14 protein-coding genes are annotated in these 14,853 nt (G+C 35.5%); 2 read left to right on the top strand and 12 right to left on the bottom strand.

Going from position 1 to position 14,853, the window contains the following annotated elements:
- Positions 1 to 5: 5 nt before the first annotated feature.
- Together RCH13_RS13670 and ric are read left to right on the top strand one after the other, a co-directional pair.
- Positions 6 to 437 (top strand): RrF2 family transcriptional regulator, encoded by a 432-nt coding sequence (locus tag RCH13_RS13670; protein ID WP_326987813.1) that lies wholly within the window; start codon positions 6 to 8, stop codon positions 435 to 437.
- Positions 438 to 573: 136 nt separating this feature from the next.
- Positions 574 to 1,290, top strand: coding sequence for an iron-sulfur cluster repair di-iron protein (ric, locus tag RCH13_RS13665; protein ID WP_326987812.1), 717 nt, complete (start codon positions 574 to 576; stop codon positions 1,288 to 1,290).
- A 229-nt stretch (positions 1,291 to 1,519) separates the two neighbouring features.
- Here the strand turns inward: ric and RCH13_RS13660 are convergent, their stop codons facing one another.
- From RCH13_RS13660 to RCH13_RS13605, 12 genes are all read right to left on the bottom strand, one after another.
- Positions 1,520 to 2,620 carry a chloride channel protein gene (locus RCH13_RS13660; RefSeq protein ID WP_326987811.1) on the bottom strand — a complete coding sequence of 367 codons (1,101 nt, stop codon included), beginning with the start codon at positions 2,618 to 2,620 and terminating at the stop codon, positions 1,520 to 1,522.
- Entirely contained in the window at positions 2,595 to 2,801 is a 207-nt protein-coding gene (locus RCH13_RS13655; RefSeq protein ID WP_326987810.1) for a hypothetical protein, read from the bottom strand. Before RCH13_RS13655 ends, RCH13_RS13660 begins: the two co-directional genes overlap by 26 nt.
- A gap of 504 nt (positions 2,802 to 3,305) precedes the next feature.
- On the bottom strand, positions 3,306 to 3,557 hold the full coding sequence (locus RCH13_RS13650; protein WP_326987809.1) for a hypothetical protein: 252 nt from the start codon (positions 3,555 to 3,557) through the stop codon (positions 3,306 to 3,308).
- 97 nt (positions 3,558 to 3,654) lie between these two features.
- The gene (locus tag RCH13_RS13645) at positions 3,655 to 4,185 is read right to left on the bottom strand and encodes a BRO-N domain-containing protein (RefSeq protein WP_326987808.1); all 531 of its coding nucleotides are present in this window, start codon (positions 4,183 to 4,185) and stop codon (positions 3,655 to 3,657) included.
- A gap of 136 nt (positions 4,186 to 4,321) precedes the next feature.
- Positions 4,322 to 4,483: a hypothetical protein gene (locus tag RCH13_RS13640; RefSeq protein ID WP_326987807.1), complete on the bottom strand. Its 162-nt coding sequence runs from the start codon at positions 4,481 to 4,483 to the stop codon at positions 4,322 to 4,324.
- Between the two features lie 127 nt (positions 4,484 to 4,610).
- Entirely contained in the window at positions 4,611 to 5,930 is a 1,320-nt protein-coding gene (locus RCH13_RS13635) for an McrC family protein (protein WP_326987806.1), read from the bottom strand.
- Positions 5,930 to 8,275, bottom strand: coding sequence for an McrB family protein (locus tag RCH13_RS13630; protein ID WP_326987805.1), 2,346 nt, complete (start codon positions 8,273 to 8,275; stop codon positions 5,930 to 5,932). The genes RCH13_RS13635 and RCH13_RS13630 overlap by 1 nt, the downstream gene beginning before the upstream one ends.
- Before the next feature lie 255 nt (positions 8,276 to 8,530).
- The gene (locus tag RCH13_RS13625; protein WP_326987804.1) at positions 8,531 to 9,478 is read right to left on the bottom strand and encodes a transketolase family protein; all 948 of its coding nucleotides are present in this window, start codon (positions 9,476 to 9,478) and stop codon (positions 8,531 to 8,533) included.
- Positions 9,479 to 9,718: 240 nt separating this feature from the next.
- A complete protein-coding gene (locus tag RCH13_RS13620; RefSeq protein ID WP_326987803.1) occupies positions 9,719 to 10,570 on the bottom strand; it encodes a transketolase in 852 nt (283 codons plus the stop codon).
- A 281-nt stretch (positions 10,571 to 10,851) separates the two neighbouring features.
- A complete protein-coding gene (locus RCH13_RS13615; RefSeq protein WP_326987802.1) occupies positions 10,852 to 11,220 on the bottom strand; it encodes a type II toxin-antitoxin system HicA family toxin in 369 nt (122 codons plus the stop codon).
- 179 nt (positions 11,221 to 11,399) lie between these two features.
- Positions 11,400 to 12,683 carry a cation:proton antiporter gene (locus tag RCH13_RS13610; RefSeq protein ID WP_326987801.1) on the bottom strand — a complete coding sequence of 428 codons (1,284 nt, stop codon included), beginning with the start codon at positions 12,681 to 12,683 and terminating at the stop codon, positions 11,400 to 11,402.
- 267 nt (positions 12,684 to 12,950) lie between these two features.
- The gene (locus RCH13_RS13605) at positions 12,951 to 14,528 is read right to left on the bottom strand and encodes a sodium:solute symporter (protein ID WP_326987800.1); all 1,578 of its coding nucleotides are present in this window, start codon (positions 14,526 to 14,528) and stop codon (positions 12,951 to 12,953) included.
- Positions 14,529 to 14,853 lie beyond the last annotated feature (325 nt).

Raw genomic sequence — 14,853 nt, 5'->3', positions numbered from 1 at the left:
ATTCTATGTTTTCTAAAGCCTGTGAATATGCCATCAAAGCGTCCATCTACATTGCGCAGCAAAGTCTGCAGCATCGGAGTGCGAATGTAAAAGATGTTTCTGCCTCTGTGAATGCACCCGTGGCTTTTACCGCAAAAATTCTGCAGCAACTTTGCAGAGAAGATATTTTACGCTCCATCCGGGGAAAACAGGGCGGTTTTATGTTCGACATCGAAAAGCAAAAAGCAGTAACCATTTTCCGAGTAGTTGAAATTTTTGATGGAGATGGATTGTTTACCAATTGCGGTTTGGGACTTCATAAATGTTCCTCGCTTAATCCTTGTCCTGTTCATGATGATTTTAAAGTAGTGCGAGATGGATTAATTTTGATGACCCATAAATATACTTTTCATGACCTCGCTTTGAAAACGCAAAACGGGTTAGCTTGGCTTAAGTAGCGTAAACCATCACTTCTTTTCTTTTTTTTTAAAATTTTAAATTACAAAATATTAACTTCATCAAAATTAAAGAGGATAAAGTTGTCCGATATAAAATATTGTTTTACCTTTGAGGCATCATTTAAATCAAAGAATTATGTTAACGAAAGAAAAAACCATCGGAGAATTTGTTGCAGAAGATTTCAGAGCAGCACAAGTTTTTAGAAAATATAAAATTGATTTCTGCTGCAAAGGCAATAGAACAATTGAAGAAGCCTGCGAAAATAAAAAAGTAGAACCTGCAGATATTTATAAAGATTTAGAAAATATCTCTGACCTGCAAGCGGGGGGAATTGATTTTAATTCTTGGCCTTTGGATTTGTTGGCAGATTATGTAGAAAAAACGCATCACCGCTATGTTGAAGAAAATTCTACGGTGCTCCTTCAATATCTGGATAAGCTCTGCAAAGTGCACGGTGACAGACATCCGGAATTATTTGAAATCAACAGTGTATTTATCGAAATTGCTGGAGAGTTAGCCTCACATATGAAGAAAGAAGAGTTGATTCTTTTCCCTTTCATCAAAAAAATGGTAAGTTCCAAACAAAAAGGTGAAGACTTGGTCATTCCACATTTTGGAACGGTAGAAAGTCCTGTTGCCATGATGAAACATGAGCATACTGTAGTAGGTGACCTATTTGTAAAAATTGAGAACCTGACTAATAATTATCAATTCCCCGCAGATGCATGTGGAACCTATCAAGTGACTTATAAAATGCTCGAAGATTTTGAAAAAGATTTGCATACCCACATTCATTTAGAAAACAATATTCTTTTCCCAAAAGCTATTGAGCTGGAAAAGACGTTTAAGTAAATTTTCTGTTTTTTATTGAAATCCACTTCAAATTTTTTGAAGTGGATTTCTACTTTTAAACCATAAACTTTCTCAATTTTTGCCGCAATAGTCACAAAAGTTTGAGGTTAATTAATAGCCAAAAAATTAAAAAAAATTCCTAAGAAGTGACTTGTTGTGCACTTTTGCACCGAAATAATTTCCACCTTTATTTTGTGACTTTTGTGGTTAAAAAAAGTCAAAGTTGAAGTTATTGAGATGAGGTTTTAGAATTTAAATAGAAATCATAAGTATAAACATTATACGGTAAAATCCATTTTGCAACGATACAAGATATGAAAAAGCAAACCAAAATGGGCGCAAATAAAACATATCCATTGGGTAAAAGATTACAAATTGAAACCACCGAAGTAAAGGGCGCATAAAGCGAGGCGGACAAAGTTGCGGCTGCGCCGATCAGCGCAAAATTGAGCGAAATCAATTGCAGTCCGAAATAATTATTTCCCACAAAAGCCACCAGTAATCCGAGAAAAGCGCCCGCAACAATACTAGGTACGAAAACGCCCCCATCACCGCCTGCTCCCAATGTTAAAGAGACAGCTAAAGGTTTTAAAAACGCGATTAGTAAAAGAAAAATCACCGATAAGGTAGGCGCCGCTAATGGTTGCGCTAAGATTTCTCTCAATCCATAATAACTGTCACCGTACAAACTAGGAAAAAAATAAATTATAGTTCCCACTGCGATTGCGCCAAGATTCACCCGGATAAAATTATTAGAAATATTCCCGAAAATCTTTTTCATTCTGGTGACTAAGAGCTTGAAATAAACAGAAAGGATTCCACCCAAAATGCTCAGAATAATAAAGTAGGGAATTGCGGAAACGGTCCATTCCGTGATTGGATTGGTTAAAATGGTTTCGGAATTAAGAAGTTCAATGAAAATCCAACTGACCAAAGCTGAAGTGGTGCTGGCAATGATTAAAGATTTTCTAATTTTCCGCGAAATCACTTCCATCGCAAATAAAAATCCTGCCAAAGGACTTGTAAATAAAATGGCAACTCCCGATACGACTCCCGCACAAATGAGTTCGCGTTTGTACATTCTGGCGGAAAATTCTTTTTCGTACGCATAATTTCCAATTGTTGCGGTTGCCACTATCGTAGAAACTTCGATTCCAGTGGAACCGCCAAAAATAACAATCAAAAATCCATTGACAAAATGCGACGGAATTTTGAATAAAGGTAAATGATTTTTTCGCTGATCCAGGGTTTTATAGATTTCAGCAATTCTTTTATTCTTGCGGTTTTGAAAAAAAATATTTTCTTCAAAAAAAGAGGGCGGTAATTCCAATAGTCGGCAGAACGATGAAGAGTGCGGAATATTTTCCTTGAATAAATTTGAAAAGATGACGTTCAAAATATTCCGTTAGATATTTTAAAGTAAATGCCAATAATGCACATGCCAAACCAACGAGCATTGATGCAGTGATGAAGCGAAAATAATGTTGGGTAAGGATTTTTTTTCTTTCCAAAGGAGTCGTTTAAAAAAAATTAAAGATCGATTTTGACGATCCATCAAGAGCTCAAACCAATTTTTTTTAACGTGGGTAACTTATGAAATCTGGAAAGAACGACGTGTAAAATGAATTTTTCGTAAAAATATTTTCTCTGTCATGTGGAACGAAATGTAATGTAGTGAAGCATCTCATTTTGTTTTGATAGAGATTCTTCCTTCGTCAGAATGAGAACTATTTGGTGATTATTAAATTTTAGAGTTTAAAAAGGACCACCGATTAATTTAAAAGAATGAATACAGCTCTCTTTGTGGTGGAACTAATAATACTACAGATGGTGGGGTTTTCTGGTCGGTTCATTGTAAATAGTATTCCTTGTCTTTGTCAAAGTTTGAAATCTTTGACAAAGTTTATCGCATTTCTTTAAAGAACCTTGTCAAGATTAAGCAGGATTTTCTGGAGAATAGAAAACTTGATTTCCCACAATTCTTGCGGGAGCTGTATACGGATGTTCCGTGGCTTTTATTTCAATTTCTTTTTATCTTTTGCAGGCGGTAAAAAATTTTCGCCAGTGATCACCTTTTTTCCTGTTTTTGATTCTAATTCTTTTCTGGCATTTTTTGCAACAGTCCCACCTTTTTTGCCAGCTTTCGCATTTTGTATAATGCCTTTTGCGATTTCTGCTTCGGCGATTTGTCTGGTGGAAAGTTCGGCTAAGGCTGTGAAAATTAATTCCGCTTCACTCATGTGATCCCGCAAATTTTGCGTTTTCAATCCTTTCAGATTTTTGTGATTTTTTACGGTCAGTCCTGTCCATTCTTGATGAATGACGTTCGTTAAAAAAGCAAATTTTTCGCCGATTTATATTTTTTTAATGGAGCTCAAGAATTCCGCTTCTCTCCATTTCATCAGATTTTGAAACTTCGTTTTCTTTCCAATAATCAGTGAGTTTATTTCGCGTATCTTGACCCGTCATTCTTTGCTGAATCCATTTTTCGCTTCTCCGTAATTTTTGCCAATTTTCTCGGGCGCGATCTAAACCCATTTCCGGATTTTGAATTTCCTGCATTCTTTCATAACCCACTTTTGCTAACCATTGTTTGAAAGGTTCTGCCTTCGGGGAAGAAATGGATTGAATGAGGCGAAGTAATTGCTCTGTATCTGCAACATCTGTCATTCGCATTTTTCCATCTGCAGCTTCCATTTTCAAAGCGTTACAATTTGTAACGGTTTCATTTCCTTCTGCCAAAAGACGCTTTTTCATCACTCTCCAATAAACCTGCAGATTTGCACTTTCTGTAAGAATTGCTATTACATCAACAATGGAGAAAAACCATGTTTCATTTTCTTCATCCCAGTGAGAACGACCTTTTTTTTCTTCAAATAGTTTAATATTATTCATGGTGATTTCTGTTTTTTGAAGTAATACAGATAAGGATTTTCGAAGGATTTAGGAAAATATTGAGCCGATTATGGATTTTAATCGGCTCAGTTTAATGGGTAATTCCGGGATAAAAAACGCTCTAATTTAAAGACCTTTATTTCGAAGAATTTTCTACGATGGCAATTTCTTCTTCGGTTAAATCATTCAATTGATAAACGAGTTGATCGATTTGGGTTTCTAAATCTGATGTGTCTAAAGAAGGATTTTCTTTTTTAATTTCTATAATATTTTCAACAATTTCCCTTATCTGCCGCACGAATCATTTCGTGTACTCATCATTAAAAATGAATGATTAAAATTATAATTGAGAAATTATGTATTCTGTATACCACACGATGGAATCGTGCGGCAGCAACGTGGTCTGGCCTTATTGTTTTATTTGTTTAAAAGTCATTTCGTAGGACATTGTCAAGCTTGATTAATAAATTTGTTTCAATTTCATAATGGTCTACCGAAGACCAAAATGGAACATCAACGATTTTGATTTTTATTTCCTCATTTTCATTTGATTTCTGAATTTTGAAGACATAATCTTCGGCTAATTTTTCAGAGGTGTTCGGATAAATTAGAATTACTTTGTCTGTTCCTCTTCGATATGCGTAACTAATCATTTGATACAGGTCTGCCTGAGAAACACCTTTTTTGTTATCGGATGATTTCAAATCCCATCTAGTCTTATACTTTGTGTCGATAATTATCTTCTCTTTAGTTTTCTTATTGGTTAATAGAATATCGTGTTGTAAGTTAAATGTTTTAGGATTTTGATGAAGATATAGTTCCGATTTTTGAGATTCAATTTGAAAGTCGTTGCTAAAATGGTTTTTTAAAAATCCTGAGATGAAATCTTCAAAAACATATTCCATTGGAAATAGCAAACTCCAATTCTTCATTTCATATTCCGCATGAGAATAAATCTGATTTTCAAGAATCATTCTACAGCATTGTATAACCTCTTCGTATTCGTAAAATAGAGTTGGTATTCGGATTTGATTTAATTGGCTTATTGAATAGGTTTGGTCTTCAACTTCATCAAGTATGTGTATGATTTCATAAAGTATTCTTTGTGTTTCAGGTATTGTCGTTTGTGTCAATAACAGTCGAACGCAATGTTTAATAATTCTATTGACATTATTGTCATATACGAAAGGCTCATAATCGCAATCAATAAATTGATGTCTGCCATAAGATAAGCTTGCTGTATATCTATTAAAGTTAATTTTTCCTCTTGGAGTCGATAATGCATCTTCTACTTCCTCATATGCAGAGAATAGTTTTGCAGATACAGTTTCATTGATTTGCTTTCCGATTAAATAAATAATTAATTCAGGGAAACGGTCAATTTCAAAGTTGTCAAGAAAAGATTGATTAAAGGGGAATTTTATTTTCCTACAATAGCTAAACCAATAGAACAAATGCCTATGCATTAAATCCTTATTTGGATATTGCATGTTTTGAAAGACTTTTGGATAAATTTCCAATGAGTCATTATTACAATTTATGAAGCCGACAAAATTGTTTGCTTTAGCTTTATTGCCATCAAAAGCAATGAAAGGTTGATAATTTGAGCTATTTATATTTTCCGTTTCTTGATTTTCATCAACCCACAAGTTTTTATAATCTTGCCATAGAAAACGTAAGTATTCTTCAAGACCAATTCTGTCTTTTACTGAAATTTGCTGGCCATATTCAAAAAGAGTAAACATTAGCTTGCAGGTTGAATAATCCAATCATACTTTTCAATATCGTATTTTACTCCCCACGAACTGTTCTTAAAAATCTCTTGAACAATCTCCGTTTTTCCTGAAAAATACTCCATTAATAGCGGTATGATTTTGTTCTTGATAACTTTAAAAGTATCAAGACCTGTCATAAAATATGCGTGTCCGATTAAATAATCGGCAGATTTTTTACGATAATATATTTCTTTATTGATATGCTTTAGAAAGTCGCCATCACTTTCTTCCAACTTGCTATAATCAGGAAAGTATCCAATAAATTCGAAACGCCTCCTAAGAGCAATATCAATCAAGGCAATTGATTTATCAGCAGTATTCATTGTACCAACCAAATATAGATTTGGTGGCACACCAAATTCTTTATCTCCGTTTGGCAATGTAAGACGCAACTCGTTTTTAGCATCAATTCTTTTGTCTTCTTCCAAAAGTGTAATTAATTCGCCAAATACCTTTGAAATATTTGCGCGATTAATCTCATCAATTATTAATACAAAATTTTTGAGTTTTTCCTTTTCTCCGCTTCCTGACGGTTTTCTTTTTTCTAGTATTAGTTTAGCTAATGGATTGTAGTAAACAGAAAGTCCAGACGTTACTTCTTTAATTTCCTCAACTACATCTTGAAGCGTTTGAATACTTAAAGTGTGTTGATTACCTCCAGATGGTTTTGTAAAATGAATTGTCGTGTCACTTACATCAGTGATTTTATATTTAAGTCCTGAAACCATTGTGATTTCAATATTTTCATTTTTTTCTTCAATTGGTTTAATTATTTCATTGAAAACTTGATCAAAGGATTTTGCTAATGCAGTTTGCTCTTTTGAAGCAGAATAATTCTCCTTTGCTCTTCTTGCTATCTCATAAAAAATTCCTTTATAGGGTTTGAAACGCAGATGTTCGAACTCAATATCTGGTCTTATTCCAACCATAAAATCTTCGTAGGAATAGTTTTGATGAAATGTTACAAATTCTATTTGACCTTCTTTTTTTAACTGGTCAAAAATTACTTTACTCTCCTCATGATTACTTTTAATACCATTAACAATTTCTACTGCTTTGTCAATGCTATTGTATGTTTTTCCAGTTCCAGGAGGTCCAAATAAAATAATATTGTTTGGATGCTTCTGTAATTCGCCATGAGTTTTAATTTTTGTTGAACCTTCTGAAATAAATTCCACACCAAAATGAGGCGTAAAAATGTTTTTGTTTACTTCTTCTATTCTATCTATTTTCACTTCAGTTAATGTGCTGTTGCCACTGGGATAAATATCTCCTCTTAAAATCTTCAAGTTGGAAGTATCAGTATTAATTGCTGATTTTACATATTCCACTTCTCTATATATCCATCCGTTTTCATTTGTTATGTCTTCCGGAACATAACCCCATGAACCTGCCTTAACTTTTGCAATTGTAAATAATTTATTTCCTCCTATTGTAATATAAACATAATCTCCTTCTGTTAAATCATTTTTAAAGGATTCTGCTTGACCTTTTCCAGTATTTTCGTGAATTACAATCCACTGATTTTCTTTAAATATATCTCTAATACTTTCATTAGCTTTTGTTTTAAAGGATCCATGTGATATTTTATAAAGTCTTTTTTGATTAAGTGGAATAGTCACCAATTTATCCTTTATCGGCTCATCATCGATTATCAGTTGTTTGTTGTCCGAATACAACTTTATCATCTCTTCAAAATCAAAATTTTCTGGAGATACTTCAATTGGACCTTTTATATATGATTCGTCTGAATGTCTATAAACACCGTACTTAATTGTTCCATGATGAAAGTCTGCAAAAATTTGTAAGCCTGTCGATTGTGTTGCTTGTTTGTTGTTGAATATTGCAAACCAAAGTCTGTCACTTCCTTGTTGCCTTGCTCCTTGAAAGTCAAAGTATATTTGCTTGACTTTTCCGCTTAAGTCGAGGCGATTGATTATTTCAGAAATAAATTCAGAAATAAATATTCTTATTGGATTGTGTCCGTAAAAAGTAATAATTGGAAAAAAAATTGAAAAATAGTTTTTGTAGGCACGATATTGATTTTCCTTTCCAGTCTTGTGCTTTACAATAAATCCTTCAAGAGTTGCTAGGTCAAGTTTATTGCCCTCTGTAAGATATTTTAAAACGTCTTTTCTTAAATCTACAATAACGCCAGAACGAGAATCATAATAATCTGATGCCTTTTGTAGTTCGTCTTGTGGGACTGAATTTAGTTTTGCTACTAAAGCATTATTGTCGGCATAAAGAGTTGCTATTTCTGTCGAAATTTCACAAACATCTTTGATTCCATTTTTAATTTCTTGTTCTGTCATATTGTAGATCTATTTTATGTTGATTTTGGTCTCACAAGCTTGCGGTTAATTAAGTTTTATGTGTAATAAAGTAATATAAAACCACGCAAATCTAAGAGTGTATTTATAATAATAGTGTATTATTATGAAGCTAAAATACCAAATAATTCTCAAAAAAACTGCATAGATTTTTTTAGCGTTTTAAAATAATCTTTATTATAATTTAAATAAAAACACGCCAATAGACGTGTTCATAAAATTATATTTTAAAAGAAACTATCTCTCCATAATTCTCTTCACCGCTGCAATCACCGCGTCAGAATCAATTCCGTATTTCTTCATCAATTCTACTGGAGTGGCAGATTCTCCGAACGTATCATTTACGGCTACAAATTCCTGAATGGTTGGTCTTCTACGGGACAACATTCCGGCAACGGATTCTCCTAAACCTCCGATATAGTTGTGTTCTTCGGCCGTTACAATTCTTCCGGTTTTTTCTACAGACTTTAAGATGATCTCTTCGTCTAAAGGTTTGATGGTGTGAATATTAATGACTTCACAAGAAATTCCTTCTTTCTCCAAGGCATCTGCAGCCAGTAAAGATTCCCAAACTAAATGTCCGGTTGCTACGATGGTGACGTCGGTTCCTTCCTGAAGCATAATTCCTTTTCCGATCTCGAAAGGCATATCTTCTGGAATGAAAACTGGAACAACTGGTCGTCCGAATCTTAAATAAACGGGACCTTCATAATCTGCGATGGCAAGTGTTGCTGCTTTGGTTTGGTTGTAATCACAAGTGTTGATGACGGTCATTCCGGGAAGCATTTTCATCATGCCGATGTCTTCTAAAATTTGATGCGTGGCGCCATCTTCACCCAAAGTTAACCCTGCGTGAGACGCACAAATTTTTACGTTTTTATTGGAATAAGCGATCGACTGACGAATCTGATCGTACACTCTTCCGGTTGAAAAGTTGGCGAAAGTTCCGGTGAACGGAATCTTTCCGTTGATGGTTAATCCTGCTGCGATTCCCATCATGTTGGCTTCTGCGATCCCGACCTGAAAAAAACGTTCGGGTGCTTTTTCAATGAATTTCTCCATTTTCAGAGAACCGATGAGGTCTGCGCAAAGTGCTACGACATTTGGGTTTTTATCTGCCAATTCTGCTAATCCAGCGCCGAATCCGCTTCTTGTATCTTTTTGTTCTGTGTATGTATATTTCATGACGACTTTTAAATTTTTTTTAACTGAGTCATGGAACCTTGCGGTTTCATGAGGAATTTTAAATTTTGAATTTTAAATTTTAAATTGTCCGAATGTCTCGGATTAAAATAACGAGTTTTCTAATTATAACTCATCTGCAGCCCGACTTGAACGGAGCTCTTTTTTATTGGTGACTGAGCTTGTCGAAGTTGCCAATAAAAAAAGCGGGAGTGGAAGGCGGAATTGTCTGCCAATATGAGTTTAATAATCAGCCGGAGCTTCTAAATACAATTGTTTGAACGCCGTGTCGAGTTGCGCATCATTTGGGGCTTTTCCGTGCCAAGAGTGACTTCCCATCATGTAATCTACGCCGTAACCCATTTCGGTATGGAGTAAAATACACACGGGTTTTCCGTTACCAGTTTCTGCTTTTGCTCTTTCAAGAATCGCTATAACGGCTTCTAAATCGTTTCCATTTTTTTCATTCAAAACGATCCAGCCGAATGCTTCCATTTTGGCGTGGAGATTTCCTAAATCTAAAACATCATCGGTATCGCCATCAATCTGACGACCGTTGTAGTCAATAGTAGTAATTAAATTATCAACTTTTTTAGCGGCGGCAAACATAAAGGCTTCCCAGTTTTGGCCTTCCTGCAATTCGCCATCGCCTTGTAAAACATAGACCAAGCTTTCATCACCGTCTAATTTTTTACCTAAAGCTGCGCCAATCGCAACTGACAGACCTTGACCCAAAGAACCTGAAGCGATTCTGATTCCGGGTAATTCATCATGCGTAGTTGGGTGACCTTGTAATCTGGTTCCTAGTTTTCTAAATGTTGCCAATTCTGCAACGGGAAAAAAATCAAATCTCGCTAAAGTGGAGTAGAACACGGGCGAAATATGCCCATTGGACAAGAAGAATAAATCTTCGTTTTTGCCTTCCATTTTAAAGGGTAATTGATAGTTCATTACTTTGCCATAAAGCGCGGTAAAGTATTCTGTACAGCCCAAACTTCCACCCGGATGACCGGAATTTACGGCGTGAACCATTCTCAAAATGTCTCTTCTAATTTGTGTGGTAAGAGATTTCAGCTCTTCAATTGATTTACTCATTATATCGATTTATTTGCACGCGAATTTACGAATTTTTGATGGGTTTAAGAAATCAAAAATCCGAGTTTGTAGCTCGGATTAGTTTATGATACAGAAAGAAGTTCTTCTCCTAATTGATGAAAAGCTGCCACAATTTTTTTTCGCTGCTCTGATTTTGGATTTCTATATCCCGAAGCGTAATGCCCTAATTGTCTTTCATTAATTCCGGTTATTCTGGATAATGCTGCGCGCGTAAGAATTTTGTCAAAACGGTGTAATAATGCTTGAGCGGTCAGTTCAAATTATAGTTCGTATTTTCGAGAAAATTCTTTTGGGATTTCCCATTTTTCTAAACCTTCGAGGTGAAACTTCAAAGTAGAAGCATAATTCTCTTTGATCTGATCAAATGTTTTTCCGGTCGCAAAACAACCTTCTACTAAATCGGAGACTGCGCCAAAATTTTCGTCCCAATCAATAATCACTTTTATTTTTTCCACTGTTCCATTTTTAATTATTTCCAGGCAGCTTGCTTGAAAATACTTTAAAAGCATCTGCGATAATACCTCACTCGGTTTACCATTGACAGTTACCGTTCCTTTTTTATCAGAATGTTTAAATTGTCGGTGACTCCATTTTTGTCTGTGAAGAAACCAACTGTCTTTTTCCAACATCTTTATTATTTCACTGACTTTTAAGCGTTTTATCTTTTCGCATTCTACATTTAAAAGAAAGTAAAAACACTACCAAATAAATGTATTTTTCTAAGATTTAATAAATCTTTAGTAGGTGAAAAATCCGAGTTTGTAGCTCGGATTAGTTTATATTTTTTCAATTCATGTTAAAAATTCTTTCATTTTTTGAAGTGATCTGATATTGGTTTAGCCTGCGTTGGATCTTGACTGTTGAAATATTCGATTACGCGTAAACTTGTTAATCCATGAATCACAATACTGAATAAAACTACGTAACTCACAATTCCGAAAAGCTGTGTGAAATCTTCAAAATTACCATTGAGCAAAGCAAAACTGAGATAGAAAAAACTGCCAATCCCCCGAACACCAAAAAAGCTAATGGCCCATTTTTTTGCGGTGCTGAAATTGGTCGTCAACATGGCGACATATCCAAAAACTGGACGCAGTACCAACACAATAACTAAGCTGAAAAGAATGCCTTTCCAATCTGTATAAGTGAGAATTCCCGAAAGCAATGACCCACCAAAAAAGATGGCCCACAAGACGACGAGCATTTTTTCCGTTTCTTCTACAAATTCCAGCATCTTGCTTTCTACACGATCTTCCGCCCGGTTTGCCTGGTAAAATTGGATAAAAATACCTGTTGTGAAAACACTGATGAAGCCATAAGTATGCGCAACTTCTGCAATGCCATAAGAGAAGAATGTTAGAGCCACCGCAATAAAGCCACCTAAAATTTTTGAGGTACTTTCTTCATCATGTTTATGAATAAAATAACTGTAGATAAATCCGATAATTGCTCCAATGATTGCTCCCACGGCTAATTTATAAATGATGTAGTACCAAACAAAGTGTCCCAAATCTATGCTGGAAAAACTGGTCGTCTGGGACCATAAAATGGCTAAGAAAACAAAAGGAAAGGCGACACCATCATTAATCCCTGCTTCGCCCGTTAAAGTATAACGTAAACCAGTATTTCGCTTTTTTTCATCTTGATGTTCTTCCAGTTGAATGTCACTCGCCAAAACAGGATCGGTTGGTGCTAAAACTGCCGCCAAGAGCAATGAAACTGGACCATTTAATTGTAAAATATAATAGGAAATCAGAAAAATTGCAATCATGCACAAAGGCATGGTGATGGCAATTAAGGAAAGTGGTTTTTTCCAATCCTTCCAGGTGTAAGTGGTTCCAATTTTTAATCCAGCCGTCATTAAGCTGATGATTACAATAACTTCTGCCACAATTTTGCCCGTCTCAAATTCCCACGCAGGATTTGGCCAAGGTAAAGGTGCTCCCGATAAATAAAGAATCATTCCCAACAAAAGAAGCGGAATGATGTACGTGATTTTTAGCTTTTTGGTATAAATCGGCATAAAGGCAATGAGCGTGACCGCAAAACCTAAATATGCAAAGGCAATAATATAAGGTGGAGTCTGATCCATGGAGTGAAGTTTCGGTTATATTTTTGTTGTTCGAGAAAGGTTTAGGAAAATAAGGGACCAAACCTGTGGAAGTTAGTCACGACTAAAGCAAACATTTTGCCGTAAAAATTTTAAGAGAAGAACAGGCTTTAATTTTAGCCCCGGTTGCAGCGGCATCCTTTTTTGGCGCGCTCGCAGATCGCACAAAAAAAGATAAAGCGGAAAACGGGTCAGGTTTTTCTAAAGAAAACCGACTTGCAAAGCTTCTATAATAGAATATTCTAATTTCTACGCAATCTTTACCTGCTCTTTCGAACGGATGAGCCACAATCCAATAAATGTAAGCAAACCATTGATGATAATTAGTTCCACCCCAATTTTGTAATCGCTGTTATGCGTCACAAAATAGTTGATGAGGTAGGTTAAAACCGGCGAAACCAAAGTCACCACCAAGATTCCATATTTTTTAACAATCTGAAATTTCGTGAGGATTCCAAAAGCGAAAAGTCCGAGAAGTGGTCCATACGTATAACCCGCAACTTCCATAATGAGATATACAATGGATTTGTCATTGATGGCTTTAAAAATCATAATTAAAACGAAGAAAACAACGGTAAAAATCAAGTGAATTTTCATTCTCAATCTTTTCTTTTCCTTTTCTGTTTTGGTTTCGTCTTCATTAATGTTCAATAAATCCACACAATAAGAACTCGTAACCGCAGTTAACGCGCCATCTGCAGAGGGAAATAAAGCAGAAATTAATCCGATAATAAATATGACAGAAATAAACAAAGGGAAATAACCATTGAGGGAAAGGGCTGGAAATAAATCATCACCCATAATGTTATTAATGCTTCCTGTGGCGGCATCTTTGAATCCGAAAACATTGGAAATGCTTTCTTGACCGTTGACGATATTTACAATTTGGCTGTATTCTGCGCCGTTTGCCATGGAGAATAAGTAGAGGAGACCACCCAAAAATAAGAAGGCCAAATTCACGATTAACAAAGTTCCTGCAAACGTGAGCATATTTTTTTTCGAGTTGTGAAGGTTGTCTACAGAAATATTCTTCTGCATCATCTCTTGATCCAAACCCGTCATGGCAATGGTAATGAACATTCCACCCAAGATGGTTTTCAGGAAAAAGGTTTTGGAATTGACATCAAAGTTAATGAAGTGTGTATAATTTTTCTCCGCTAGAACGGTGTACGCTTCACCTGCAGAAAGATTTAAACTGGATAAAATATAAACGATACAAGCAATTAAGCTGATGATCATAAAAGACGTTTGCAAGGTATCTGTAATAACAATTGTCTTAACTCCACCTTCAAATGTGTAAAGTAAAACCATCAATAAAATGATGGCGGCGGTGACCCAAAAAGGCACTCCTAAAGCGCTTAACAAAAATATTTGCAACACATTCACTACCAAAAATAATCTGGCAGTGGCACCAATTGAACGCGAAATAATAAAAAATAAGGAGCCGATTTTGTGTGCTTCTACGTTAAATCTTCTTCCCAGATAGGTGTAAATCGACGTCAGATTCATTTTGTAATAAAGCGGTAAAAGCACGAAAGCCACAATAAAGTAGCCGATAAAGAAACCGATAACGAGCATGTAATATTCAAATCCACCGAAAGGATAATCGCCAGAGGTCATTTTGCCCACCGTTCCCGGTACAGAAATAAAAGTGACACCGCTCAAACTGGTGCCGATCATTCCAAATGCCACCAACCACCATTTGCTTTTTTTATTTCCGATGAAGAATGATTGGTTGTCTGCATTTCTGCTGGTAAAATAGGAGATGACCAATAAGCCAATAAAGTAGGCGAAAACGAATGAAATAAGAATAGTTTCGGTGCTCATTTTTGAAAAAATTATGGGCAAATATAGTTTTTTTTGTAAGAATTTGGGCGCACAATTCCGCCCTCCGTTCCCGCTCTTTTTTCCTTATCCTAACCTTGCTCACAAAGAGAGGGTTAGGCTAGGAAAAAAGGAGCTCCACTCAGGTCGGGGCGCAGAATTCGATTTTATAAATAAATTGGGCACAAAAAAACCTTTCTGTGTTGCCACCGAAAGGTTTTCTTAAAATTACTATGTCTAGTCCTGAAATAGCGATACACAAAAAGTATCATTATGAAAGAACAGGAAGTTACGCGTTATGTAAAGCGCACTCAAAAGGATTATTCGA

The organism is Chryseobacterium sp. MP_3.2, assembly GCF_035984805.1.
GTDB lineage: Bacteria > Bacteroidota > Bacteroidia > Flavobacteriales > Weeksellaceae > Kaistella.
This window is presented reverse-complemented; position numbering and strand designations above follow the sequence as displayed.